This is a genomic window from Flavobacterium sp. GSP27, assembly GCF_003970395.1.
In the GTDB taxonomy this organism is placed as follows: Bacteria; Bacteroidota; Bacteroidia; order Flavobacteriales; family Flavobacteriaceae; genus Flavobacterium.
In genome coordinates this window covers 87,847-113,358 of record NZ_RYDP01000008.1, presented here as the reverse complement: position 1 = coordinate 113,358, position 25,512 = coordinate 87,847, and the positions used below count along the sequence as shown (strand labels likewise).

The 25,512-nt window shown below is 35.8% G+C and carries 23 protein-coding genes; 12 read left to right on the top strand and 11 right to left on the bottom strand.

What is annotated here, in order from left to right:
* The first annotated feature begins 132 nt into the window (after nucleotides 1-132).
* From EKM05_RS09035 to rpe, 3 genes are all read left to right on the top strand, one after another.
* Nucleotides 133-2,274, top strand: a complete 2,142-nt coding sequence (locus tag EKM05_RS09035) for a polyribonucleotide nucleotidyltransferase (protein WP_126452801.1) — start codon at nucleotides 133-135, stop codon at nucleotides 2,272-2,274.
* 162 nt (nucleotides 2,275-2,436) lie between these two features.
* Entirely contained in the window at nucleotides 2,437-3,300 is an 864-nt protein-coding gene (locus tag EKM05_RS09030) for an RNA polymerase sigma factor RpoD/SigA (RefSeq protein ID WP_007137700.1), read from the top strand.
* Between the two features lie 488 nt (nucleotides 3,301-3,788).
* Nucleotides 3,789-4,451: a ribulose-phosphate 3-epimerase gene (rpe, locus tag EKM05_RS09025; RefSeq protein ID WP_126554716.1), complete on the top strand. Its 663-nt coding sequence runs from the start codon at nucleotides 3,789-3,791 to the stop codon at nucleotides 4,449-4,451.
* Nucleotides 4,452-4,702: 251 nt separating this feature from the next.
* On the opposite strand, the gene EKM05_RS09020 is transcribed toward rpe, so the two are convergent.
* Nucleotides 4,703-5,206, bottom strand: a complete 504-nt coding sequence (locus tag EKM05_RS09020) for a CvpA family protein (RefSeq protein ID WP_126554714.1) — start codon at nucleotides 5,204-5,206, stop codon at nucleotides 4,703-4,705.
* 146 nt (nucleotides 5,207-5,352) lie between these two features.
* On the opposite strand from EKM05_RS09020, the gene EKM05_RS09015 reads away from it, so the two are divergent.
* The 3 genes from EKM05_RS09015 (at nucleotide 5,353) to EKM05_RS09005 (ending at nucleotide 7,298) form a co-directional block, all read left to right on the top strand.
* Nucleotides 5,353-5,709: a hypothetical protein gene (locus tag EKM05_RS09015; RefSeq protein ID WP_126461854.1), complete on the top strand. Its 357-nt coding sequence runs from the start codon at nucleotides 5,353-5,355 to the stop codon at nucleotides 5,707-5,709.
* An 83-nt stretch (nucleotides 5,710-5,792) separates the two neighbouring features.
* Nucleotides 5,793-6,812, top strand: a complete 1,020-nt coding sequence (gene pheS / locus EKM05_RS09010; protein WP_126554712.1) for a phenylalanine--tRNA ligase subunit alpha — start codon at nucleotides 5,793-5,795, stop codon at nucleotides 6,810-6,812.
* A 78-nt stretch (nucleotides 6,813-6,890) separates the two neighbouring features.
* Nucleotides 6,891-7,298: a hypothetical protein gene (locus EKM05_RS09005; RefSeq protein ID WP_126461849.1), complete on the top strand. Its 408-nt coding sequence runs from the start codon at nucleotides 6,891-6,893 to the stop codon at nucleotides 7,296-7,298.
* On the opposite strand, the gene EKM05_RS09000 is transcribed toward EKM05_RS09005, so the two are convergent.
* The 5 genes from EKM05_RS09000 to EKM05_RS08980 all read right to left on the bottom strand — a co-directional run bounded on the left by EKM05_RS09000 (nucleotide 7,269) and on the right by EKM05_RS08980 (nucleotide 11,018).
* Nucleotides 7,269-7,517: a hypothetical protein gene (locus EKM05_RS09000; RefSeq protein ID WP_126461846.1), complete on the bottom strand. Its 249-nt coding sequence runs from the start codon at nucleotides 7,515-7,517 to the stop codon at nucleotides 7,269-7,271. The two genes, EKM05_RS09005 and EKM05_RS09000, sit on opposite strands and share 30 nt — an antisense overlap.
* 9 nt (nucleotides 7,518-7,526) lie before the next feature.
* A complete protein-coding gene (locus tag EKM05_RS08995) occupies nucleotides 7,527-7,742 on the bottom strand; it encodes a hypothetical protein (protein WP_126461843.1) in 216 nt (71 codons plus the stop codon).
* A gap of 38 nt (nucleotides 7,743-7,780) precedes the next feature.
* A complete protein-coding gene (locus EKM05_RS08990) occupies nucleotides 7,781-8,776 on the bottom strand; it encodes an NAD(P)H-dependent glycerol-3-phosphate dehydrogenase (RefSeq protein ID WP_126461840.1) in 996 nt (331 codons plus the stop codon).
* A 309-nt stretch (nucleotides 8,777-9,085) separates the two neighbouring features.
* Entirely contained in the window at nucleotides 9,086-10,249 is a 1,164-nt protein-coding gene (locus tag EKM05_RS08985; protein WP_126554709.1) for an iron-containing alcohol dehydrogenase, read from the bottom strand.
* A 4-nt stretch (nucleotides 10,250-10,253) separates the two neighbouring features.
* The gene (locus tag EKM05_RS08980) at nucleotides 10,254-11,018 is read right to left on the bottom strand and encodes a type 1 glutamine amidotransferase domain-containing protein (protein ID WP_199745222.1); all 765 of its coding nucleotides are present in this window, start codon (nucleotides 11,016-11,018) and stop codon (nucleotides 10,254-10,256) included.
* 86 nt (nucleotides 11,019-11,104) lie between these two features.
* Between EKM05_RS08980 and EKM05_RS08975 the strand changes: the two genes are divergently transcribed.
* A complete protein-coding gene (locus EKM05_RS08975; RefSeq protein WP_126554707.1) occupies nucleotides 11,105-12,001 on the top strand; it encodes a LysR family transcriptional regulator in 897 nt (298 codons plus the stop codon).
* Here the strand turns inward: EKM05_RS08975 and nadD are convergent, their stop codons facing one another.
* The 5 genes from nadD to EKM05_RS08950 form a co-directional block, all read right to left on the bottom strand.
* Complete coding sequence (gene nadD / locus EKM05_RS08970) at nucleotides 12,002-12,613, bottom strand: nicotinate (nicotinamide) nucleotide adenylyltransferase (protein WP_126554702.1); 612 nt, start codon at nucleotides 12,611-12,613, stop codon at nucleotides 12,002-12,004.
* An 87-nt stretch (nucleotides 12,614-12,700) separates the two neighbouring features.
* Entirely contained in the window at nucleotides 12,701-13,276 is a 576-nt protein-coding gene (gmk, locus tag EKM05_RS08965) for a guanylate kinase (protein ID WP_126554700.1), read from the bottom strand.
* Between the two features lie 29 nt (nucleotides 13,277-13,305).
* Nucleotides 13,306-14,166, bottom strand: a complete 861-nt coding sequence (locus tag EKM05_RS08960) for a YicC/YloC family endoribonuclease (protein ID WP_126554698.1) — start codon at nucleotides 14,164-14,166, stop codon at nucleotides 13,306-13,308.
* 184 nt (nucleotides 14,167-14,350) lie between these two features.
* Nucleotides 14,351-15,238: a DMT family transporter gene (locus EKM05_RS08955; RefSeq protein ID WP_126554696.1), complete on the bottom strand. Its 888-nt coding sequence runs from the start codon at nucleotides 15,236-15,238 to the stop codon at nucleotides 14,351-14,353.
* The gene (locus EKM05_RS08950) at nucleotides 15,238-15,588 is read right to left on the bottom strand and encodes an arsenate reductase family protein (protein WP_126452753.1); all 351 of its coding nucleotides are present in this window, start codon (nucleotides 15,586-15,588) and stop codon (nucleotides 15,238-15,240) included. Before EKM05_RS08950 ends, EKM05_RS08955 begins: the two co-directional genes overlap by 1 nt.
* Nucleotides 15,589-15,663: 75 nt before the next feature.
* On the opposite strand from EKM05_RS08950, the gene EKM05_RS08945 reads away from it, so the two are divergent.
* The 5 genes from EKM05_RS08945 to EKM05_RS08925 all read left to right on the top strand — a co-directional run bounded on the left by EKM05_RS08945 (nucleotide 15,664) and on the right by EKM05_RS08925 (nucleotide 25,484).
* A complete protein-coding gene (locus EKM05_RS08945; protein ID WP_126554694.1) occupies nucleotides 15,664-16,119 on the top strand; it encodes a DinB family protein in 456 nt (151 codons plus the stop codon).
* Between the two features lie 173 nt (nucleotides 16,120-16,292).
* Nucleotides 16,293-19,883: an exodeoxyribonuclease V subunit beta gene (locus tag EKM05_RS08940; protein ID WP_126554692.1), complete on the top strand. Its 3,591-nt coding sequence runs from the start codon at nucleotides 16,293-16,295 to the stop codon at nucleotides 19,881-19,883.
* Nucleotides 19,884-19,930: 47 nt separating this feature from the next.
* The gene (gene kbl, locus EKM05_RS08935) at nucleotides 19,931-21,124 is read left to right on the top strand and encodes a glycine C-acetyltransferase (protein ID WP_126554690.1); all 1,194 of its coding nucleotides are present in this window, start codon (nucleotides 19,931-19,933) and stop codon (nucleotides 21,122-21,124) included.
* 112 nt (nucleotides 21,125-21,236) lie between these two features.
* Nucleotides 21,237-22,643, top strand: coding sequence for an OmpA family protein (locus EKM05_RS08930; RefSeq protein ID WP_126554688.1), 1,407 nt, complete (start codon nucleotides 21,237-21,239; stop codon nucleotides 22,641-22,643).
* Nucleotides 22,644-22,706: 63 nt separating this feature from the next.
* Entirely contained in the window at nucleotides 22,707-25,484 is a 2,778-nt protein-coding gene (locus tag EKM05_RS08925) for a PD-(D/E)XK nuclease family protein (protein WP_126554686.1), read from the top strand.
* The last annotated feature ends 28 nt before the right edge of the window (nucleotides 25,485-25,512 follow it).

Here is a 25,512-nt window from a genome sequence, read left to right as displayed (position 1 = left end):
CGCATTATAAGGTAAGTACCAATTTGTATTTGCAAATAAAAAAGTTTCGTTTTTCATTGGGTTTTAAGCATTAACTACGCAAAATAACTACAACACAACTAAAATCCATTGTTTAATCAAGAAAATACAATTATGATTCCAAAAGTTTCAAGAGAAATTATCGATTTAGGAGATGGGAGAAGCATCTCAATCGAGACCGGAAAATTAGCCAAACAAGCTGACGGTGCCGTAGAAGTACGAATGGGAAATGCAGTGTTGCTGGCAACAGTTGTATCTGCCAGAAAAGCAAGCCCAGGAATTGACTTCTTGCCCTTAACATTAGATTATCGTGAAAAATTTGCTGCCGCCGGGCGTTTTCCAGGTGGTTTCTTTAAAAGAGAAGCAAGACCAAGTGATAATGAAATATTAACCATGCGTTTAGTGGATCGTGTATTGCGTCCTCTTTTCCCAAAAGATTATCATGCAGAAACGCAAGTGATGATTCAATTGATGTCGCATGATGAAAACGTAATGCCAGATGCATTAGCCGGTTTAGCCGCTTCGGCAGCTTTATCTTTATCTGATATTCCTTTTTCAACTTTAATTTCTGAAGTTCGTGTAGCCAGAGTTGACGGTCATTTCATCATCAACCCAAGTCGTACTCAATTAGAATTGTCTGATATTGACATGATGATTGGCGCTTCAAAAGAATCTATCGCAATGGTAGAAGGTGAAATGAAAGAAATTTCAGAAGCCGAAATGGTTGAAGCGATTAAATTTGCGCACGAGGCAATCAAAATTCAAATTGCTGCTCAAGAACGATTAGTTGCTGCTTTTGGTAAAAAAGAAGTACGAACTTACGATCAAGAAAGAGAAGATGTGGCTATTTATGAAAAAGTAAATGCTGCAGCTTATGACAAATGTTATGCAATTGCAAAACAAGGAACAGCAAAACACGAAAGAACAGCTCAATTTGCGGAAGCAAAAGAAGCAGTAAAAGCATTGTTTACTGAGGAAGAATTAGCTGAAAACGGTGATTTAGTTTCAAAATATTTTGCTAAATCCAGTAAAGAAGCCGTTCGTAATGTAACCCTTGATTTAGGCACACGTCTGGACGGTAGAAAAACAAATCAAATTCGTCCAATTTGGGCTGAAGTTGATTATTTACCTTCAGTTCACGGATCTGCTTTATTTACAAGAGGAGAAACTCAAGCATTGGCAACAGCTACTTTAGGAACTTCCAGAGAAGCAAACCAAATTGACTCTCCATCACAACAAGGCGAAGAAAAATTCTACTTGCATTATAACTTCCCTCCTTTTTCTACTGGTGAAGCAAAACCATTAAGAGGAACTTCAAGAAGAGAAGTGGGTCACGGAAACTTAGCACAACGTGCTTTGAAAAACATGATTCCTGCTGATTGTCCTTATACCATTCGTATTGTATCTGAAGTATTAGAATCAAATGGTTCATCTTCAATGGCAACCGTTTGTGCCGGAACATTAGCTCTTATGGATGCCGGGATTCAAATGACCAAACCCGTTTCCGGGATTGCAATGGGATTAATTTCTGATGAAAAAACAGGCCGATTCGCTGTATTGTCTGATATTCTTGGTGATGAAGATCACTTAGGAGACATGGATTTTAAAGTAACCGGAACCGCAGATGGAATTACCGCTTGTCAAATGGACATAAAAATTGAAGGATTGGCGTACAACATCATGGAAGAAGCTTTAGCTCAAGCTCGTGAAGGTCGTTTGCATATTCTTGGAAAAATTATAGAAGTTTTAGCTGCTCCAAAAGCAGATGTAAAAGCGTATGCTCCAAAAATCATCACAAGAACAATTCCTGGCAACTTTATTGGTGCATTGATTGGACCTGGTGGAAAAGTGATTCAAGAATTACAAAAATCTACAGGAACTACTATCGTTATCAATGAAGTAAATGAGCAAGGAGTTATTGAAATTCTAGGAACAGATCCTGCCGGAATTGAAGCGGTATTGGCTAAAATTGAGTCCATCACTTTCAAACCACAAATGAACGAAGCTTACGAAGTGAAAGTAATCAAAATGCTAGATTTTGGTGCCGTTGTAGAATACACAGCTGTTCCAGGAAACGAAGTTTTATTACACGTATCCGAGTTAGCTTGGGAACGCACTGAAAACGTTTCGGATGTGGTCAACATGGGCGATGTCTTTATGGTGAAATACCTTGGACTGGATCCAAAAACCAGAAAAGAAAAAGTGTCCAGAAAAGCACTTTTACCAAGACCTCCTCGCGAGGAAAGAAAAGAGTAATCAGATCTTAGTTTACTAAAGGTTTATTTATAGGGAATCCCGTTTCATGAATTTGAAACGGGATTTTTGTTTTATATAAATTTATTTTAAAACAATTGTAACTTTTAGGCAACTTCATACGTATAATCATTTGTACACTTAAAATTTAGGAGACAAAAAAACATGAGACAACTAAAAATCACCAAGCAGGTAACCAATCGTGAAACCGCTTCATTAGACAAGTATTTACAAGAAATTGGTAAAGTTGACCTTATTACCGCAGACGAAGAGGTAGAATTAGCACAAAAAATTAAAGCCGGCGACCAGAAAGCATTAGAAAAATTGACGAAAGCCAATTTACGTTTCGTAGTATCTGTAGCCAAACAATACCAAAATCAAGGATTAACCCTTCCCGATTTGATCAACGAAGGAAATTTAGGATTGATAAAAGCAGCACAACGTTTTGATGAAACACGTGGTTTTAAATTCATCTCGTATGCCGTTTGGTGGATTCGTCAATCTATCTTACAAGCATTGGCTGAACAATCTCGTATCGTTCGTTTGCCTTTGAACAAAATTGGTTCTATCAATAAAATCAACAAAATGTATGCTTTATTAGAGCAATCTAACGAGCGTCCACCTTCTGCTGAGGAAATTGCAAAAGAACTTGATATGACCGTAAATGACGTAAAAGAGTCTATGAAGAACTCTGGTCGTCACTTATCAATGGATGCACCTCTAGTGGAAGGAGAAGATTCTAACCTTTATGACGTTTTACGTTCCGGCGAATCACCAAATCCAGACAGAGAATTAATCCACGAATCATTGCGTACCGAAATCGAGCGTTCTCTAGAAACATTGACTCCGAGAGAAGCTGATGTAGTTCGTTTGTACTTTGGTCTTGGTGATCAACACCCAATGACCTTAGAGGAAATTGGCGAAACTTTCGACCTGACTCGAGAACGTGTTCGTCAAATCAAGGAAAAAGCAATCCGAAGATTAAAACACACTTCAAGAAGCAAAATACTAAAAACCTATTTAGGATAAAACAGTCAATTTTTTAAAAATCAAAAGTCATAACGTTCTACAACATTATGACTTTTGATTTTAAACTTGTGACTAATAGCTAACGACGGTCTGATTAACTGTTCGTTTTTTGATTGATGATTGAAACTCCGGCTGATTACCGGAGTTTTATTTTTTTAAGCAAAACTCCATTCAGTTCGCTTAGCTCGGCTCGGATATCAGGAGTTATATTTTTAAAATCTAAATTCTTCTCACCATTCATTTCTCACCATTCATTTCTCACTACTATGGCGTAACCCTCCGTAAAAACTTCGGGTCGGGCTATCGGCTGTATCTCTCCGCTACGCTACGAGGATGCCGCCTCTATCCCTTACGCGCAATGTACGGACAACTCGCGAGTTGTCCCTTCTAAAAAAACTTTCACCAATTGCTGCAAAAAAACTACTTTTGCACAAACAACACAAACTGTAAAGATGCACTACAGTGCATCTCTATAAAACAACTACACAATGAAAAATACTCTTATTGCACCATCAGTACTTGCGGCCGATTTTGGAAACCTGCAACGCGATATCGAAATGATCAATGACAGTGAAGCCGATTGGTTTCATATTGACATCATGGATGGTGTTTTTGTACCTAACATTTCGTACGGAATGCCCGTTTTGGAAGCCATAAACCGCCATGCAAAAAAAACAATCGACGTTCACTTGATGATTGTAGATCCAGATCGCTACATCAAAACTTTTGCTGAATTGGGCGCCAATATTCTAAGCGTACACTACGAAGCTTGTACCCATCTTCACAGAACCCTGCAAGCCATCAAAGCCGAAGGAATGAAAGCTGGAGTCGCCATTAATCCACACACAAATATCGACCTATTAGAAGATGTAATCAACGACATTGATTTGGTTTGCATCATGAGTGTAAATCCAGGTTTTGGCGGACAATCATTTATCGAAAATACGTACGTAAAAGTTAAAAAATTAAAAGATTTAATCCATAAAAAAGGGGCGACTACACTTATAGAAGTTGATGGTGGTGTTACCAACAAAAACGCAAAACAACTTGTAGAAGCCGGAGCTGATGTACTGGTAGCCGGAAGTTATGTTTTTAAAGCAGAAAATCCAACAGCTACAATTGCTGATCTGAAGAAATTGACAAACCTATAATACTAAAAGTCCCGATTCAATAGTTATAAGATCGGGACGGGTTTAAAATGAAAATAGCAATTACAAAAACCAACTAGAGGCTGTCACGGTCAATGCAACTTTTATAAAGGAACGCTCTGAAAAACTCATTGAGCGCTTTAAAGACAAAATAGAAAAAGCTTAAAAAAACAATTACGGATTTAAAAGACCAATCATCTAAATTTTGTCCCTGTGGTTTAAGGTTGAAACTGCGACTAAAAACGCATTACTACTTACTTTTTCTTCAAACTACCATACCATTCCTGTAGCGAAGGATAAATGAATCCAGCTGTTTTTTGGATTGGATTATAAAAAAGAGAATTATCCAGCGTCTCTTTTTTGGCCAACAGATGGTTGTAGTTAATCTTCTCGAAAATCGCGAAAACAATACCCAGAATCAAAACAGTTTTCAGCACCCTGAAAAAACCACCTCCCAAAGCATTCAACCAGCCCAAAAAAGCAAAATCAGCTACTCCTGTCAGGAATTTACCTAAACCTGAAACCACAACAACTACAATAATGAACGTAAGAACAAAAGCTACTACTTGAATGGTATTAGGATTCCATTTGACAAATCCCACTAAAATATCCCGCATATAGGAGGAAAATTGTACTGCAATATAAATACCGGCCAGTAGTGAAATTAGTGATGCTAACTCCACAAAAAGACCGTTTTGAAGGCCTTTGTAAAAAGCAAAAGCAAGCAATACACCCAAAATGATATCAAAAAATCCCATACTTAATTAATTTGCAACGATCAAACAGCAAATATAAAAGAATTATTCTTTACCATAGTCAATTTTCAAGTTCTTATCTTTGCGAAAAATAATTTTATGACAAATGAATTAATAACTCATGACTCATAATTCATAATTCAACAAAAATGTCAAGAGACACACAACTTAAAGAACGCTGGGAACAGCTTGTAAATATACTTTCCAATCAATTTTCTCAAGGGGAAGATTTAGATTTAGACGCTATTATTTATCTAATTGGCGTACAAGAACTCGGGAAAGTACATAACGAATACAAGAAAGACGAAAAACTAAACCTAATGCATATCGCGATTTGCAGGTTATTAGAGCCTTATGGATTCTATGAATTTGAATTTTTTGACGAGGAAGGTTGGCCACATTACAAAGTAAAAGAGGAATTACCACCGCTAAAAGCTGGAGAACAATCCGTTTTAATGAAAGAAGCCATTGTGAATTATTTCCTGGAGAAGGAACTTATTGATTGATATTATTTATTGTACGGGCCAGTCGTGACTTGTCCCTATCAACAAAAATCACTAAATTTGCATAATTAATTATTGGAATGAAAATGATAGATAAGATAAAAGAATATATTGGCGAAGCAAATGCTTTTTCAACGCAAAACCCAGCAGAACTAGAAACGTTCCGAATCAAATTCTTAGGAAGCAAAGGACTTTTAAAAGACCTTTTTGCGGAATTCAAAAATGTGCCTAACGATCAAAAAAAGGAATTCGGACAAGTAATCAACCTGCTCAAAACATCTGCCGAAGACAAAGTAAAAACCCTTCAGGAAGCTTTAGAAAACAAAGAAGAAACCAAAGGCTTTTACGGGGATCTCACGCGTTCGGCTGAACCAATAACTATCGGTTCCCGCCATCCTATTTCATTGGTGAAGAACCAAATTATTGATATCTTTTCAAATATTGGTTTCAATGTTTCCGAAGGTCCTGAAATCGAAGACGACTGGCATAATTTTACCGCATTGAACCTCCCGGAATACCATCCGGCTCGCGACATGCAAGACACATTTTTTATACAAACCAACCCTGATATTTTGTTGCGCACACACACCTCTTCGGTACAGGTACGTTACATGGAAGAAAATAAACCGCCAATTCGGACCATTTCTCCGGGAAGAGTTTTTCGTAATGAAGCCGTGTCCTCTCGTTCTCACTGCATTTTTCACCAAGTGGAAGGGCTGTATATAGACAAAGATGTTTCTTTTGCCGACTTAAAACAAACCCTTTTGTATTTTACCAAAGAGATGTTCGGAAAATCAAAAATCCGTCTGCGTCCCTCCTACTTTCCTTTTACGGAGCCAAGCGCTGAGGTTGATATTTATTGGGGACTTAAAACAGAAACTGATTATAGAATAACCAAAGGAACCGGATGGTTAGAGATCATGGGCTGTGGAATGGTGGATCCAAACGTTTTAAAAAATTGCGGCATCAATCCTGAGGAATACAACGGATTTGCCTTTGGAATGGGAATCGAAAGAATTGCCATGTTGTTGTATCAAATAGGCGACATCCGTATGTTCTACGAAAATGACGTACGTTTCTTAGAACAATTCAAATCAAGTATATAAAAATTTAAGAGCACTGATTTTTGATTTTAGAAGTTTAAATCTGAAATCAAAAATCGGTAATCATCACTCAACTATCAAATGAAATCCGACATCATCACCCCCGAAGTAGAAAACGTATTCCTAGCTGCAGTCCAAGAATGGAGCGACGATTTCATGGAAAAAGTATGGTACGCCTATTTAATAAATGACAGTGACTTTTTAATCGAAAGCGTCATGGTTGTTTCTAAGGCATTTGGAACCATCAACGGTGAAATGAAAAAAACATCCCTCTTGCGCCACGCTTTTGTAGCAGTTCCGCCAGTTTCAGTAATGAAAATCGAAATGATTGAAAAAAGCGTTTTAGCACTCAACAATGAATTCATGCTGACTTTCTTTATCGGAGACAAACTATACGATAAAAAATACATTTTCAAAGCACAATCCATCTGCGAATCAGCAGTCGAAGAAGTGCCTATTTTATTTATTGATGGTATTATCGTGAGATAAATCAGCACTATTGTCGCGTTTATTTTTTTTCTTCCAATTTAAATATCCTATTACAAATATTCCGAATAAGACGAAATAAAGCGTTCGGAACAGGTTTCTTTTGGAGAAAAAAGCATCTTCAAAAGAGCGTTCGAATAAGTCAAAAACGAGCAAGCTTAGGGAAAGAATAATTCCCCAACGCATCCCGTTTTTAATCTGAAATCGCCACCTTTTACTCATAAAAATGATTTAGCGATTTTGTTGTTTAACTTTGGATTTCCATGTAAAATAACCTAAAACAAAAATCCCTACACCGATATAAGCAGCTGCTCGAATATAAAAATTAGGCGTAGCGACTTGTACTGAAAAAGGGATTTCTTTTATGTCGAATAACACATTGAAAACTGTCATAAATACACCCCAAATTCCGCCAGTTTTAATTTGATATTTCCATCTTTCGCTCATGACATGATTGTATTTTGATTATTAAATATATAGCAGAATTAATCCAGTTTGTCGGTCAGTTTCTTAAATATGGTTTTCGCATCTTTTCCTTCGTATAAAACCTCATAAACGGCATCAATAATAGGTGTTTTGGCACCATAAGCCTGATTTAGCTTATAAGCACTTTTAGTAGCGTAATATCCTTCAGCAACCATGCTCATTTCCATCATTGCTGATTTCACCGTGTAGCCTTTACCTATCATATTACCAAACATTCTGTTTCTCGAAAAAACGGAATAGCCTGTAACCAGTAAATCGCCTAAATAAGCAGAATCATTGATGTTGCGCTTCATTTTATGAACTTTCTTGATAAATTTTTTCATTTCCCTGATCCCATTACTCATCAATACGGATTGGAAATTATCTCCATAACCCAGTCCATGGGCCATTCCTGCAGCAATGGCATAAATATTCTTTAGCATCGCAGCATATTCAGTTCCTATAATATCATCTGTAATTTTAGTCTTAATGTAATTTCCAGCAAGAGTATCGGCAACAATTTTTGCTTTATCAGAATCGCCACATGCGATTGTCAGATATGATAACCGCTCCATAGCCACTTCTTCTGCGTGACAAGGACCAGAGATTACACCAATGTTATAATAAGGAATATCATATTTTACATGGAAATGTTCCCCTACAATCAAACTGGTCTCAGGAACAATCCCTTTTATAGCCGAAAAAATAATTTTATCTTTCAACGAAACAGTCAATTTTTCTAATTCACCCTCTAAAAAAGCGGAAGGAATAGCAAAGATAATGTAGTCCGCATAGGCTACTGCTTCATTAATATCATTGGTTAGCTTCAATTTTTGGGTATCAAATTCAACAGAACTTAGGTAATTTGGATTGTGTTTGTAGGTCTTGATGTGTTCTATAGCAGCATCATTGCGCATGTACCATGAAATTTCGGTAAGATTTACGCATAACATTTTAGCTATGGCTGTTGCCCAACTACCACCACCAATTACTGCAAATTTTATGTTTTCAGTCATTTTTTATTGAATTTAATCAAAAGTACTTAAAAACTATGAATCAAGCCAAAAAAGCACCGCCTTAAATCTGGGATTCACAGGGGTTTTCAATAATAATATCACAATATATTAAATTAAATTTAAAACATTTGATTTTCAAACACAATATAAACACATTAATACCGTTATTCTTTTATTATAGTTACTGTTTTAACAAAAAAACAGAATTGAATTAGTTAGTTATAATTTGAATTTTAAAAGGCGTTCCCATACAAAATGAGAACGCCTTTTTATTTAAAAATACTTCAATCGGTAATCTGATTATTTGAATTAATAACTCATTTCTACAATTGATTTCACTTTTTCTAAAGTGATATTTTCTTTTTCTCCTAATCCCAGCCAACCTCTTTCTTTGAAGCGGTTTACTATAAAATCAGCCGTTTTATCATAGTCTTTGGTGTAATCCGATAATTTAGTCTCCATTCCCATTGTATGGAAAAACTCAACTGTTTTATTGATCGCTTCGTTTGCTATTTCATCTTCGGTTCCAGTCAAATTGAAAATACGCTTTCCGTATTGTGCCAGTTTTCCTTTTTTGGTTTCAAACATCACTCGGTATAAATTTGGACCTACAACCGCCAATGTTCTAGCATGATCAATTCCGTACAAAGCGGTTAATTCATGGCCAATCATGTGTGTAGCCCAATCCGAAGGAACTCCTTTCTGGATTAATCCATTTAGAGCCATCGTACAACTCCACATAAAGTTAGAAGCCAAAGCATAATCTTTAGGATTCTCAACAACATCAGGACCAACTTGAATCAAGGTCTGTAAAATACTTTCGGCAATTCTATCTTGAAGATATCCTTCATGTGGATAGGTTAGATATTGTTCCAAAACATGGGTATAGGCATCAACAACTCCGTTTTCCAATTGTCTTTTGGGTAAAGATTCAATGACGGTTGGATCGCAAATAGAAAATTTTGGAAACAAGGCGCTACCACCAAATGATAATTTTTCCTGTGTGGATTCAATAGTAACAACTCCGCCAGAATTCATTTCACTTCCCGTTGCCGGTAAAGTTAAAACGGTTCCAAAAGGAATAATTTTAGATACATCTTTAGTCAACACTCGTTTTTGAAGAATATCAATTGGGTTTCCGTCAAAATTTACAGCAGCCGAAATGAATTTTACCCCGTCAATTACAGAACCTCCACCCACAGCAAGGATAAAATCGATATTTTGTTCTTTGATAACTGCTACTGCTTTCATCAAAGTTTCAAAATGTGGATTTGGCTCAATTCCCGAAAATTCGACGATTTCAAAACCTTTTAAAGCATTAATTACCTGTTCATGGATTCCATTTTTGAAAATACTTCCGCCTCCATAAGCCAAAAGAATTTTTGCGCCCTGTGGAACTAAAGTAGAAAGTTTTTCAATTTGTCCTTTTCCAAAAATTAAATTAGTAGGATTGTATAATTCGAAGTTTAACATGTTTTTATTTTTTTAAATTCAATTGATTTAATAATTTTTCTGCAACGAGTTTAGATGAAGCCGGGTTCTGACCTGTAATCAATAAGCCATCTTCTACTGCATACGGTTGCCAATCCCCTATTTTTGAATATTTGGCCCCGTTAGCTTGCAACGCATCCTCTAATAAAAATGGTACGACATCAGTTAAGCCTACAGCTTCCTCTTCCGTATTAGAAAATCCGGTTACTTTTTTTCCTTTTACCAAAAAATCCCCATTTACTTTTACGTTTTTTAAGACTGCTGGTGAATGACATACAAAAGCGACAGGTTTATTATTCGTATAAAAAGCTTCAATCAAAGCGCTTGAATTTTCATCCGTGGCTAAATCCCATAACGGTCCATGACCTCCTGGATAAAAAACGGCATCATAATCCGATTCTTTTACATCGGCTAATTTGTGCGTATTTTTCAGTTTTGCCAATAATTCAGTATCAGCATCAAATCGTTTAGTATCTTCAGTTGCTGCAGATGGATCTTCACTTTTTGGATCTATAGGTGGTTGTCCTCCTAACGGGGTAGCAATATCAATAACAACTCCTTTATCTACTAATTCATAATATGGCGCGGCAAGTTCTTCTGTCCAAAATCCTGTTTTTTCTCCCGTGTTACCTAGTTTATCGTGACTCGTAACAACAAATAATACTTTTTTCATACTTTTTTTATTTTGTGCAGTTGCTGAAATGCAACTTACTGTTAATGCTATAATGGCAAAGAATGCAATTTTCTTCATTTCTTATTTTGTTTCTACAAATTTAGTGCGAATATGCTATTAGTAAAAATAATTTAAATTATGTTTGTGATAAATATATTTATATCATGGTTAATCTCGAATGGTACAGAACGTTTAAATCCGTTTATAAAAACGGTAATTTTTCGTTGGCTGCCAAGGAATTATTTATCAGTCAACCCGCTGTAAGTCAACAAATATCAATGTTGGAAGCACATGTCGGATATAAACTTTTTAATCGAAAGTCAAAAGGTGTGGAGCCAACAGAATATGCTAAGTTACTCAATAATCTAATCATCGAGGCGTTGGACCGATTGGAAAATGTGGAGAATGGTTTTCGTGCCAAAGCGTTTGATGCGAATCGATTAATATCCATTGGCATCTCGAAACACTTGATGATCAGTTTGGGAAATGCCTTAATTTCAAAATTTGATTTTATCGATTTTAGTTTCCATGAAAACGACACACTTTTTGAATTGGTCGATTCTAAAAAACTCGATTTTGCTATTGTTACCAAACAATATGACACGTTTGACACCATTCAGAAAAAGGTTGGCGAAATCAAACAAGTGATTGTTGGTTCCAATAACATTGATGCTTCTGAGTTAAAATCTAATATCAAAATAAAGAATTTCTCTGCAACTGAACAGTGGTTAAACGACCAAAAGTGGTTCAGCCACAATGCACAGATTCCGCATATAAAGTTGTTTTGGCTGCATGTTTTTAGTAAAAAAAGGCCCTCGATGATTCCCAATTATATCATTCCGTCCGAGTATGAAATGCTTGAAATAATTTCGAAAAATACCGGAATAGCCGTTGTTTGGGATATAAACGCAAAAAGTTTAATAGCAGAAAATAAAATCCAATTGATGTGGAACAGCAAGCAAATGCCAAGTACAGAAGTATATGTGTTATCTGGTAAAAATGATAATTTAAGTCCTGTTTTTGAGAATATTCAATTGGAATTAAAAAGAATTCTGGCGTAATTACTTCTTATAAAAGTTATTGTGATCAATACATTCCCAAACTTTAGCGGGCAATAAAGGCTGTACATTTTTCCCTTTTTTGATATTATCCCGAATAAATGTAGATGATATTTCAACAACCGGAGCGTCAATCAGGTGGATTTTTGGGTGATTCTTGAAAGTTAGATTTTCTACTTCCAAAGAAATAGCTTCGCCGGTTTGGCCCTTGGTTTCGAGTCTAGGATACACATAAATCTCGTGATGCGCCAGAATAGCTTCGTAGTTTTTCCATTTGTACAACGACCTTAGATTGTCTTCGCCCATGATTAACGAGAATTCGTAATTGGGGTACTTTTCCCGCAAGTGAACTAAGGTATTTATTGTATAATTGGGCTGTGACAATTTAAACTCAATATCCGAAGGTTTGATTTTTGGAAAATCTTCAGTAGCAAGATATACCATTTGCAACCGATGGTAATCATCAAGCAAAGTATTTTTTTTCTTCAAAGGATTGTGTGGCGTAACCACCATCCATACTTGGTCTATATTAGCATGCTCGGCCATGTGATTGGCAATGATAAGATGTCCAATATGAATGGGGTTAAACGTTCCGAAATAAAGTCCTATTTTCATAATATTTTGTTTCACGAAGATTCACAAAGTGTTTATAAAATTTTCGTATGAGCCTATTATTTCCTTTGTACCTCTTTGTGTTATATTTTAATCCTTTACATAATTCTTTACCAATTGATAAGCTTCTTCCAAAGCAATATTTAAATCGTAGTTTTTTATAATCACATCAAATTGTGGCGCTGTAGCCAATTCAACAGAAGCTTTAGCGATGCGCATATTGATTTTGTCATCACTTTCGGTAGAACGTTCCTTTAATCTTCTTTTTAGTTCATCTACGCTTGGTGGTTTCACGAAAACGGCTAACGTTTCTTCCGGGAATTTATGCTTGATGCGCAATCCACCAGAGACATCAATATCAAAAATTACATTTTTTCCTTTTGCCCAGATGCGCTCCACTTCACTTTTTAAAGTTCCGTAGAAATTATCGCGGTACACTTCTTCCCATTCCAAGAAGTCTTCGTTCTTGATGTGTTTTTTAAAGTCTTCGGTAGACATGAAATAATAGTCTTTTCCGTTTACTTCTTCGCCTCTTGGTTCGCGGGAAGCTGCCGAAATAGAAAACTCCAGATTCAAATCTTCTTTGCTTAATAAATGCCTAACTATGGTGGTTTTCCCAGATCCTGATGGTGCCGAAAAAACGATTAATTTTCCTCCTGTGCTCATTTTATGCTGAATTTATTTCAGTATCTATATTATAGAACGTTCAATACCTGCTCCTTTATTTTTTCCAATTCGTCTTTCATCTGAACGACTAATTTCTGCATTTGTGCGTGATTGGATTTAGAACCCATCGTGTTGATTTCACGTCCCATTTCTTGGGTAATGAAACCTAATTTTCTACCGTTGGCCTCCGTTCCGTTGATGGTTTCCAAGAAATAATCCAGGTGATTCGTCAAACGTACTTTTTCTTCGGTGATGTCTAATTTCTCCAAATAATAAATCAATTCCTGCTCAAAACGGTTTTCGTCTACATTCACTTTAAGTTCAGCAATTGCAGTTTGCAAACGGTCTTTTATTGCCTGAACACGTTCTGGATCAAGCGCCAAAGCTTCGGTCATATACTGCCTAATGTTGCCAATTCGCAATTGAAATTCTTTTTCAAGAGACATTCCTTCATCTCTTCTAAAGGTCAAGATGTTTTGCAAGGCTTCTTCGATAACGGTTTGGATTTGTACCCAGTCGTTTTCATCGATTTCATCACGTTCTATTTTCATGGTGTCCGGCATACGGATCGCCATTTTCATCAGTTCCGTTTCATCTGCATCAGCATACACTTCTCTTAACTGATTGATGTACCCTTTTACAATGGGCACATTTACTTTCGTAGAAGTTTGTTCGGCGGTAGTTTCGATAAAAATAGAAAAATCTACTTTGCCTCTTTCCAGCTTAAGTGCGATTTGGTTGCGTAAACCCAATTCCATTTCGCGGTACAGCGAAGGCATTCTCACATTCAAATCCAAACCTTTACTGTTTAAAGATTTCACTTCTACCGTGATTTTTTTGGTTGGTAATTGCAAAGTAGCTTTACCAAAACCCGTCATTGATTGTATCATATAATTTTCTAAAAGAGGTCAAAGATACTAAAAAAGTGGTCAGTGGTCCGTTTTTAGTAAACAGTGACTCGGCATAAGTACATATTTAGTAATCAGATTTTAATTTTTGAGTTGATATAAATAGCCCAACGAACGTTATAAAAGACAATAACCTGCAATTTAGGCGCTGAACACTAACAGCTGATTACTGCACACTCTTTTTCTGTGTCACTAAATAAACGCCGATAAATATCAAAACTGCCGAACCAATTTTTACCAAACTCAATTCGTCTTTGCCCAAGCTTATCGCAAAAATAGTGGCAAATAGCGGTTGCAAATAAATAAAAACGGCAACCGTCGTTGGTTTTAATTCTTTCATCGAAAGCAAATTAAGCAAATAGGTCAGAAATGTAGAAATGACGACAACAAATCCAATTTTCCAGCAAATATCCATGGGAACCAAAGCCCAGTCCACCGTTTGAAATTGACTCCAGCCAAAAGGCAAAACCATAATAAATCCAAATAAATAAATCCATTTTACAAACGTAAACGCATTGTATTTATCCATTAATTTCTTGACGATAATCAGGTAAAATCCATAGGAAATAGCATTGACCAATACCAGAAAATTTCCCAACCCGGCGTTTGTGGCGCTGCCAATGGATTTTCCGTACAGAATAAGAAAAGCAGTCCCTATCAGACCAAGTATAATTCCAAAAACCATTCGTTTTTGCATGCGTTCCTTCATGATAATAGCCGAAAGCGTCAACACAATCATTGGTGTCGAAACCATGATAACTGCAGCACTAATAGGCGAAGTAAGGCTTAATCCTTTGAAAAATGTAAGCATATTAAATGCTACGCCAAAGAAAGCTGCGGCAATAATTCGGGGAAAGTCATTGGAGGCAATTTTTTCCTTCGGCATAAAAAGCCAAAAGATCCAAAACAAAATCATTGAACCACCTACGCGCAACAGTATAAAACCATAGGCATCAATATACAACGGCATGACATCTTTGGCAATAGTAAACGTGACTCCGTAAATTATGGAAACAATTGTGGCACCAATTAGTGCAAGATTTCTTTTGGACATTATGCCAAGGCTTTCATTACCTGCAACATATTTTGTTGGGTATTCCCGATATAAATCTTGTCTTTGATGATAAATACAGGGCGACTCAAAAACGTGTAATGTTCCAGAATGTATTTTTTATAATCGTCTTCGGTCAAGGATTTATTTTTTAAATCCATCGATTTGTACAGTTGTGCTTTTTTGCTAAAAAGCGCTTCATAACTTCCGGAAAGTTCGCGCATTCGTTCTAATTCAGCAACAGTAATTGGATCTTGTTTGATGTCGTGAAACTTAAAATCATGCTCTTTAGGAAGTGATTTTATGATTTTTCTGCAGGTGTCGCAAGAAGCGAGATAATATATTATGTCCATATAAATAGCAATTTCTTTGTGCAAAGAAAATTCATTTGACACGGAAAATGATTATTTTTATCAAAAAATAAAAAAATGAATCAAATATTAGACATTACTTTAACCAGCCGAAAAATAGTTTCACAGTTTTTAAAAGGATATACTTTAGCGCAACTCAACACGATTCCGGAAGGATTCAACAATAACCTGATTTGGAACATCGGTCATATAATAGTGACACAGCAAGTATTAGTGTATAAATTATCGGGTTTACCGATGATGGTTTCTGAGGAAATGGTAGAAAAATATAAAAAAGGAACTAAGCCAGAACATATTGCAACACAAGAAGAATTAGCCGAAATGAAGGATTTGTTATTTGAAACTATCAATCAAACTAAACTTGATTTTGAAAATAAAAACTTCAAAAACTTCACTGAATATCCTACATCAACAGGGTATACGCTAAAAAGTGCTCAGGATGCAATGGCTTTCAATGATTTTCATGAAGGGCTTCACATTGGGATTATGATGAGCATTAGAAAATTTATTTAATCACTTTTGGCAAAAGAAAAATCCCCTGTTACTTGCTTTGTTTTTCATTAAAACACAACCCTGAAAAGGAAGCACAAGCAGTTTGGTTTTTTGTACTTGAATACCATAAAAAGGGTTCTTTTTTATAAAAAAAGTAGTAATTTATATAACTCACAGCGTATAATAATAGCAACATGCAAAGACCTTCATTTTCCATATACGATGCATCAGCTGGATCCGGAAAAACCTATGCGCTTGTCAAAGAGTACCTCAAGATTATTCTTGTTGCAAAAAAAAATGATGCCTATCGCACTATACTGGCCATTACGTTTACCAACAAAGCGGTGCACGAAATGAAAAGCCGAATTGTGGGTAGTCTTTCTGAATTTGCAAAAGACGAGCCCAGCCACAAAGCCCAGGACTTGATGCAGGATTTAGCAATAGATACAGAACTTTCGATCCTCGAAATCAAAACTAAATCACAGCAAATTATCAAGCATATTATTCATAACTACGCTGCATTTGATATTTCTACGATTGATAAATTCACCCACAAGGTAATTCGGGCCTTTGCGCATGATTTGAATTTGCCCATGACTTTTGAAGTCACCCTGGACACTGAAAATTTATTAATTGAGGCTGTAGATGCTATAATTGCTCAGGCCGGTGAAGATGAAACGTTGACAAAACTGCTCATCGATTTCACGATGGAAAAAACTGACGATGATAAATCTTGGGATATTTCCCGTGAAATTCTAGAGACAGGCCGTTTGATCCTCAATGAAAATAACAGAAACGAAATCACGCAGTTTCAGGATAAATCCATCGCTGAGTTCGTTGCAATAAAAAAGAAATTAGTAGAAGCCAGTAAAGATTTAGAAAAACAGACTGTTGTTTTTGCAACAGCGGCCTTGTTATTAATTGACACCAATGGAATTGATGTAAAATCTTTTTCCAGAGGAACTTTTCCCAATCATATCAATAGTATTCAACAGGGAAAATTCAATCCGAAGAATAAAATTTTTCGTAAGTTGGAAGATATAGCCATAAATAAAACGGCAAAAGATCGTGCGATTATTGAAAACATAATTCCAGATTTATTGCAATTTTTAGACAAAGTTTACAAAGCTTTCGAAAAGATCCATTTCTATAAAGCCTTCCTGAAAAACATTACACCACTTTCCTTATTAAATACGGTAAGTAATGAATTAGCCAAAATACAAAGTGAACAAAATGTACTTTCCATTTCAGAATTTAATGCCATAATCCATAGGGAAATTCAAAACCAGCCGGCGCCTTTTATATACGAACGATTGGGGGAACGCTACCGCCATTTTTTTATCGATGAATTTCAGGATACTTCGGAGATGCAATGGCAAAACCTGATTCCGCTTATTGATAATGCCCTTTCCGGACAGGATGATTATGGAGAAAAAGGAACCTTGATGATTGTGGGCGATCCCAAACAGTCTATTTACAGGTGGCGCGGCGGAAAAGCCGAACAGTTTATTGAATTGAGTAAAGATCAAAACCCGTTCAATAATCCTGATAAAAAACTTGAACATCTTGATAAAAATTACCGAAGTTATTCGCAGGTAATCGAATTTAATAATGAATTTTTTAAATTGTTGTCCGGTGAATTTGCTCATTTAGATTACAAAGAGTTGTATGAAAATCACAGCCACCAAAAAACCAATGACAAAACAGGAGGTTATGTGAATATTTCTTTTATCCCAAAAGTAGAGAAAACAAATGATAATCCGGAAGCTTCTGGAGACGAAGAAGCTTTAGATAAAACTGATTTATATGTTTTGGCCACGCTGAATACGATTCAAAAAGTAATTCAAAAAGGATTTGAATACAAAGATATTGTCATTCTTACCCGGAAACGAAATCAGGGAATTGCGATTGCGAACTATTTGACAGAGCAAAGAATACCGCTTTTATCCTCGGAAACGTTAATGATTCAAAATGCTACTGAAGTACGATTGATTATTCATTTATTAAAATACCTGAAAAACAACGCTGATTTAGAAGCTAAGGCGAATTTCCTTTACTATATAGGAACGCATATTCAGGACAGATTACCTGTTGCTGATTTCATTGCCAAAGGAATGGCATTGTTTCAGGAAACGGATTTCGAAAATTGGCTGGTGAGTTTTAATATTTCATTGTCGTTTCAAGACATTAGAAAAAAATCATTGTATGAAGCGGTGGAGGTTATTATTGCAAAGTTCCTCTCCCCGGCCCTCTCCAAAGAAAAGGATGACGAAGTGGTTAATCGTAAGGATAAATTCCATCGTATTGAATCAATACATGCTGAGAAAATTCTTTGGATGGAGTTTAAATCTAGATCATTTGAAGATTATAAATTCAGGCAACACCATTTGATAGCTGATTTTATTGTTCATTTTGTTTGTTTATCGAAAAAACTGGTTGTTGAAGTGGATGAGGATTATCATTTTACCGAAGAGCAGGTTCAGTTAGATAATAATAGAACAGTTACCCTGAATAAATTAGGGTATAAAGTCATTCGATTTACCAATGAACAGGTTATAAAGAATATTTCGGAAGTTTTAAAACGAATAAAAGAAGAATTAATTCAACGAGAAGAAATTCAAGACTCCAACTTATCGGTGTCGGCTCCTGCCCCTTCGGGGAAGGTTAGGGAGGGGAATGCCTACGTCCAATATTTTTTAGACATAGTTCTGGAACGTGACATTCGCAACCAAGCAGGAATTTCTGATTTTTTAAATTTCTGGGATAAAAACGCACAAAAATTTAGTATTCCCTCACCAGAAGGAAATAATGCCGTTCGGATTATGACGATTCATAAATCAAAAGGATTGGAGTTTCCGGTAGTCATTATGCCATTTGCAGAGGAAGATTACAACAGGAAACCAAAAGATAAATTGTGGCTCAATGCTGAAGGAGGAATTTTTGGCCTGTCAAAAGTATTAATTGATAACAATAGTGCCGTAGAAGGATTTGGAGAGGAAGCGGCTGAGATTTACAATCAAAAGAAACAGGAAGAATTATTAGACAATATCAATGTGCTTTATGTGGCTTTGACCAGAGCGGAGGAACAGTTGTATGTGATTTCAAATATGAATTTATCCAGTAAAGGGGAAGTTCCAAAAAATAATATGTGTGCTTTTTTTATTAATTATTTGGAGAGTAAAGGGGAATTCGATACCGATAAATTGGAATATGATTTTGGGGATATCGCTAAATTATCAAAAGAAAAAAAACACATTGATACCTCCAAAACAATTCCGTTAGTTTTGGAAATTTTGAATCCAAAAAACATCAAAATTGCACAAAGAGAAGCATTGATGTGGGGAACACAACAACAGGAAGCCATTGCCTATGGAAACGTCATTCATGAGATTTTATCTTTTGTGAAAACGAAAAACGATATAGATTTAGCTATAACAAAAGCGATTGAAAACGGACTCATCGTTTTTAAACAAAAGGAAGCCGTTTACAGTACCATACAGGAAATTGTCACTCATACAGAACTAACCGATTATTTTTCGGAAGGGAATGAGGTACTGAATGAACAAACAATTATTCAAAAGGAAGGAAAGACTATAAAACCGGACCGAATGGTTTTGACAAAAAATAAAGAAGTGTTGCTGTTGGATTATAAAACAGGAACACATAATCCTAAATACCACTTACAATTAGAAAAATATCAAAATGCAATTGAATTAATGGGGTATAAAGTGGTAAAAAAAGCACTAATTTATATAGGAAAAGAAATCGATGTAGTAAATTTGTAGCCTAAAAAATGAATTATTCGCAAAATTGAATTTTAAAAACATAAAAAATGTACGGAAAAATTAAAGACTATTTACAGTCAGAATTACAAACAATAGAAGACAATGGAATCTTCAAATCAGAGCGCATTATCACCTCACCACAAGATGCAGAAATAACCATTTCGACAGGAGAAACGGTTTTAAATTTTTGTGCCAATAATTATCTTGGCTTGTCATCCCATCCAGAAGTTGTTCAGGCTGCAAAAGACGCTCTTGATACGCATGGTTTTGGAATGTCATCGGTGCGTTTTATTTGTGGGACACAAGACATTCATAAAACTTTGGAAAAAAAGATTTCTGAGTTTTATGGCACAGAAGATACCATTCTTTATGCGGCCGCTTTTGATGCAAACGGAGGTGTTTTTGAACCCTTATTAGGAGATCAGGATTGTATTATTTCGGATAGTTTAAATCATGCCTCTATTATAGATGGTGTTCGTTTGTGTAAAGCGACGCGATATCGCTATGAAAATAGCAATATGGGAGACCTGGAAAAGCAGCTGATTAAGGCTACAGAAGCCGGTACCCGTTTCAAATTAATTGTTACGGATGGTGTTTTCTCCATGGATGGCGTTGTAGCTCCGTTGGATAAAATTTGTGATTTGGCCGATAAATATGACGCAATGGTTATGGTTGATGAATGCCATGCTGCTGGATTTATTGGTGCTACCGGAAAAGGGACACTTGAGTTAAAAGGAGTCATGGGAAGAGTAGATATTATTACAGGAACCTTAGGAAAAGCACTTGGTGGCGCCATGGGCGGGTATACGACCGCTAAAAAAGAAATTATCGAAATATTACGTCAACGTTCCAGACCGTATTTATTTTCAAATTCCTTAGCACCAGCAATCGTTGGAGCTTCCATTAAGGTTTTTGAACTCTTAGAAAAAGATACAACACTTAGAGACAAACTAGAATGGAATACTAATTATTTTAGAGATGGGATTAAAAAAGCAGGTTTTGATATCATTGATGGGGATTCTGCAATAGTACCGGTGATGTTATATGATGCAAAATTGTCTCAAACTATGGCAAATGAATTATTAAAAAGAGGAATTTATGTAATAGGCTTCTTTTTTCCAGTAGTTCCTAAAGATAAAGCAAGAATTAGAGTACAACTTTCAGCGGCACATACAAAAGCGCATTTAGATCAGGCAATAAATGCCTTTGTAGCGGTAGGAAAAGAGTTAAATGTTATATAATTCGCACTTTTAGCCTTGTTTGTAGGTTTTTTTTAACATAATATTTTGTAGTTTAAAAATTACGTCCTATTTTTGCTTGTAATTAACTAAATTGTAATTAAAAAAATTAAGTATGAAACATCTTAACAAAATTTTAGTTGCTGCGATGATGGTGATGGGTTTAAGTTCTCACGCACAAGACAGTAACAACCCATGGGCAATCTCTTTTGGAGCAAATGCCGTAGACACTAGAACTAGTGCTGGTGGAGGAAATAATTGGCTAGACCGTCATTTTTCGCAACCTTTTGATGCGAAAACAAACTGGAACGTCCTACCTTCTGTATCGTATTTAAGTGTCTCAAAATACGTAGGAGATAATTTCTCTTTTGGTCTTACTGGATCTGTAAACAAAATTGATAAGTTTGTAACTTTTGCTCCAGGTGCTGTAGGTCATGACTCCAGAGGATATCTTGTCACTAATCCTGGTGATTTAATGTATTATGGTGTTGATGCTACGATAAGATACAGCTTCATGAATTTAATTAAATCTAAAGTTATAGACCCATCTCTTTCTATTGGTGGTGGATATACATTCTTGGGAGACAGTAGTTTTGGAACTTTAAACCCAGGTGCTGGTTTAACTTTATGGCTTTCCGAAAATGTTGGTTTCGAACTTGCAACTAGATACAAAAAATCTTTTGGCGATGACCGATCTCTCTTTCAACACTCTGCTGGTATTATCTTCAAATTTGGTGGAAAAGATACAGATGGTGATGGAATATATGACAAAGATGATGCTTGTCCAGAAGTTGCTGGTTTAAAAGAATTCAACGGATGTCCTGATACAGATGGAGACGGAATTCAAGACAGTGAAGATGAGTGTCCAAATGAAGCTGGTCCTAAAGAATTAAAAGGATGTCCTGATACAGATGGAGACGGTGTTGCTGATAAAGATGATGCTTGTCCAAATGAAGCTGGTCCTAAAGAATTAAAAGGATGTCCTGATACAGATGGAGACGGTGTTGCTGATAAAGATGACAAATGTCCTACAGTTGCAGGTCCTAAAGAAAACGGTGGATGCCCATGGCCAGATACTGATGGAGATGGTGTTCTAGACAAAGATGATGAGTGCCCTACTATTGCTGGCCCAGCTAGCAACAAAGGATGTCCTGAAGTAACTACTGAAGCTTTAGACAATCTTAAAATTCAAGCTAGAGCAGTTTACTTTAATTCTGGTAAAGCAACTTTCAAAACTGGAGATGTTCCAGCTAGATTAGATGCAATGGCAGAAATCCTAAAAAATTATCCAAATGCTAAATTTAGCATTGAAGGACATACAGATAGCGATGGTTCAGATGAATACAACCAAAAACTTTCTGAAGATAGAGCTAGTATCGTTAAAGAAGCTATGATCGAAAGAGGAATAAAAGCTGAAAACTTAAATACTGTTGGTTTTGGCGAAAGCACTCCAGTTGAAACAAATAAAACTGCTGCAGGTAAAGCTAAAAACAGAAGAACTGAATTGTTATTGCAAAAATAATATTGTTCAAAAATTTTTAGAAAACGCCTCGATTTATCGAGGCGTTTTTTTTATTTTTATAAAATGACAAATACTTCTTTTCTAGATAAAATAGCTTCGGTTTTAATCGCAAAATACGCTGACACTCTTTCCAATACGATTGTTGTTTTACCAAACAAACGAGCTAAAATATTCCTGATTGAAGCCTTAAAGAAACAAGTCGCAACCAACATAATTTCACCCGAAATTATAAGTGTTGAGGATTTTGTTCAAAACATAGCTGGTATCCGCACTATAGATCCTATCGAATTATTATTCGAATTCTATGAAGTGTATTTATCTATTACCGCGACAGCAAATCAACAATCCTTTGAATTATTTGCCAATTGGGCCAAAACACTCCTGCAGGACTTCAATGAAATTGACCGCTATTTACTAGATCCATCCCATGTTCTTTCCTATCTGAAAGACATTGAAGACATCAAAAAATGGGGAATTGAAGTAGAAAACAAAACGGCATTATTAGAAAAATATATTGATTTTTGGAAACTACTGCCCAACTATTATCAATCATTGTACACTCATTTACTGAACAAGGGAATCGGCTATCAAGGATTAATCTATCGTGAAGCAGTGCATAACATAAATCATTTTTCGAATTCCCTACATGACAAAAAATTCGTCTTTGCGGGTTTTAATGCATTGAATGCAGCCGAAGAAAAAATAATCCAACACCTCATCGCTTCTGATCAAGCCAAAATATATTGGGACGCAGACCAAACCTTTCTCAATGATCCCTATCATGATGCTGGTTTATTTGTAAGACGTTTTAAAGAAAATTGGAAACATTATAAATTACATCCGTTTGAATGGATTGTAAATGATTTTTCTCAAACTAAAAACATTCAGGTCATTGGCACACCCAAAACAATTGGTCAAGCCAAAATAGCCGGGAGTATTATCGAGAATATCATCAATGAATCACAAAGCCTAGGAACTGATGGAACGCTAGATAAAGTTGCTGTGGTTCTGGGCGAAGAAAATCTTTTGGTACCGCTTTTATATTCATTACCCTCAAGTGTTGGCGCTTTGAATATTACGATGGGATATTCCAGCAAGAACAATCCAGCGCAGATTTTGACTGCTAAATTATTCAAAATGCACACAAATGCATTGTCCAGAAATGCTAAAAGCTATGTCTTATACTACAAAGATATCTTAGATATTTTAACCCACCCTTTGGTGGAACCATACGCAAAAACCAGCGCGCTAGTCCAAACCATTAACCAAAATAATTATACTTTTATTACGCATCATAAATTGATGGAATTGAATGGAATTCCAAGTGAAATATTTCTTTTATTATTCCAAAAATGGGAAAAGGGTTCGATTCCAGTTTTAGAGACCATTTCAAAATTATTGCAAACCATCAAAGGAAATTTAAGCAACGACAACGAAGAAGAAAAAATCACCAAAGCTTTTGTTTTTGCTATTTTTAAAGTCATTAACAAACTAATTAATTATTATTCAAAGCACGAACATATCGATAAAATCGAAACTCTTTATGCCATTTACAAACAAGTTATTGATTTGGCCGAGGTTTCATTTGAAGGAGAACCGCTCAATGGTTTGCAAATTATGGGCGTTTTAGAAAGCCGTGTATTAGATTTTGACACCGTTATTGTCACTTCGATGAATGAAGGGAAATTCCCGGCCGGAAAATCGCAAAATTCGTTTATCCCCTATGATGTAAAACGCGAATTGGGCTTGCCCACATTCAAAGAAAAAGATGCAATTTACACCTATCATTTCTATCATTTATTACAAAGAGCAAAGAACATTTATTTAATTTATAATACCGAGAGTGAAGGATTGGATGCCGGAGAAAAAAGCAGATTCATCACGCAACTGGAAGTCGAAAAACAAAAAAATCATACGCTGACTCACGAAATTTATAATGCCGTGCTACCCGAAACAGCGTATCAGCCTATGGTGATTCCAAAATCAGAACGTGTTATGCTGCGATTGAAAGAAATAGCCGAAAAAGGGTTTTCTCCATCGGCGATAACGAGTTATATCCGGAATCCAATTCAGTTTTATTTCCAGAAGATTTTACGCATCAGCGAAGTAGAAGAAGTAGAGGAAAATATTGCCTTGAATACCTTGGGAACTATTATCCACGAAACTTTGAAAGTTTTATACGAGCCTTTCATTGATAAATTTATATCAGAAAGTGATATTCTAAATTGTTTCAAACAAATAGATACAGAGGTTTTGAAACAATTCAAATTGGTGTACAAAGAAGGTGAAATCAAAAAGGGTAGAAATTTGCTGGCATTTGAAGTCGCCAAGCGCAATGTTTCCAATTTCCTGAAAGTGGAACTGGAAAGTATCAAGAATGGTGATGCAATAAAAATTATAGCTTTGGAACAAACATTCGAGCGAATTATAAATCATCCTAATTTGCCTTTTCCGGTATTGATAAAAGGAAATGTAGACCGGATTGAAGAGCGCAACGGAATCATTCGAATTATCGATTATAAAACCGGAAAAGTAGAAAAAGCAAGCGTTACACTGAAATCATGGAAAGGACTTACTGAAGATATTAAAAGCGACAAAATCATTCAGGTGCTGGCGTATGCTTATATGTATGAGCATGACGCTAAAGGAAAACCAATTGAAGCAGGAATAATTTCTTTTAAGAATTTAAAAGCAGGTTTTCTTGCGTTTAATTTTAAAGAAATCAACGAAATAAATGCAATTATAAATGAAGAAATATTAGGTAATTATTTAGAGCAAATGGTTCTTTTATTAAGCGAAATTTTAGATGAAAACATTCCTTTTGAAGAAAAACTAATTTAAACAAAATTCCCAATCAGAAAACTAGCCA

Bases quoted from the DNA above. Each gene is read 5' to 3' on its own strand.
- EKM05_RS08950 (WP_126452753.1), bottom strand. From the start codon at position 15,588: ATGGACATAATATATTATCTCGCTTCTTGCGACACCTGCAGAAAAATC.
- EKM05_RS09035 (WP_126452801.1), top strand. From the start codon at position 133: ATGATTCCAAAAGTTTCAAGAGAAATTATCGATTTAGGAGATGGGAGA.
- EKM05_RS09015 (WP_126461854.1), top strand. From the start codon at position 5,353: ATGTCAAGAGACACACAACTTAAAGAACGCTGGGAACAGCTTGTAAAT.
- kbl (WP_126554690.1), top strand. From the start codon at position 19,931: ATGTACGGAAAAATTAAAGACTATTTACAGTCAGAATTACAAACAATA.
- EKM05_RS08985 (WP_126554709.1), bottom strand. From the start codon at position 10,249: ATGTTAAACTTCGAATTATACAATCCTACTAATTTAATTTTTGGAAAA.
- EKM05_RS09030 (WP_007137700.1), top strand. From the start codon at position 2,437: ATGAGACAACTAAAAATCACCAAGCAGGTAACCAATCGTGAAACCGCT.
- EKM05_RS08930 (WP_126554688.1), top strand. From the start codon at position 21,237: ATGAAACATCTTAACAAAATTTTAGTTGCTGCGATGATGGTGATGGGT.
- EKM05_RS08925 (WP_126554686.1), top strand. From the start codon at position 22,707: ATGACAAATACTTCTTTTCTAGATAAAATAGCTTCGGTTTTAATCGCA.
- EKM05_RS08940 (WP_126554692.1), top strand. From the start codon at position 16,293: ATGCAAAGACCTTCATTTTCCATATACGATGCATCAGCTGGATCCGGA.
- EKM05_RS09020 (WP_126554714.1), bottom strand. From the start codon at position 5,206: ATGGGATTTTTTGATATCATTTTGGGTGTATTGCTTGCTTTTGCTTTT.
- nadD (WP_126554702.1), bottom strand. From the start codon at position 12,613: ATGAAAATAGGACTTTATTTCGGAACGTTTAACCCCATTCATATTGGA.
- EKM05_RS08980 (WP_199745222.1), bottom strand. From the start codon at position 11,018: ATGAAGAAAATTGCATTCTTTGCCATTATAGCATTAACAGTAAGTTGC.
- EKM05_RS08995 (WP_126461843.1), bottom strand. From the start codon at position 7,742: ATGAGCGAAAGATGGAAATATCAAATTAAAACTGGCGGAATTTGGGGT.
- EKM05_RS08960 (WP_126554698.1), bottom strand. From the start codon at position 14,166: ATGATACAATCAATGACGGGTTTTGGTAAAGCTACTTTGCAATTACCA.
- EKM05_RS08955 (WP_126554696.1), bottom strand. From the start codon at position 15,238: ATGTCCAAAAGAAATCTTGCACTAATTGGTGCCACAATTGTTTCCATA.
- EKM05_RS09000 (WP_126461846.1), bottom strand. From the start codon at position 7,517: ATGAGTAAAAGGTGGCGATTTCAGATTAAAAACGGGATGCGTTGGGGA.
- pheS (WP_126554712.1), top strand. From the start codon at position 5,793: ATGATAGATAAGATAAAAGAATATATTGGCGAAGCAAATGCTTTTTCA.
- EKM05_RS08990 (WP_126461840.1), bottom strand. From the start codon at position 8,776: ATGACTGAAAACATAAAATTTGCAGTAATTGGTGGTGGTAGTTGGGCA.
- gmk (WP_126554700.1), bottom strand. From the start codon at position 13,276: ATGAGCACAGGAGGAAAATTAATCGTTTTTTCGGCACCATCAGGATCT.
- EKM05_RS08945 (WP_126554694.1), top strand. From the start codon at position 15,664: ATGAATCAAATATTAGACATTACTTTAACCAGCCGAAAAATAGTTTCA.
- EKM05_RS08975 (WP_126554707.1), top strand. From the start codon at position 11,105: ATGGTTAATCTCGAATGGTACAGAACGTTTAAATCCGTTTATAAAAAC.
- rpe (WP_126554716.1), top strand. From the start codon at position 3,789: ATGAAAAATACTCTTATTGCACCATCAGTACTTGCGGCCGATTTTGGA.
- EKM05_RS09005 (WP_126461849.1), top strand. From the start codon at position 6,891: ATGAAATCCGACATCATCACCCCCGAAGTAGAAAACGTATTCCTAGCT.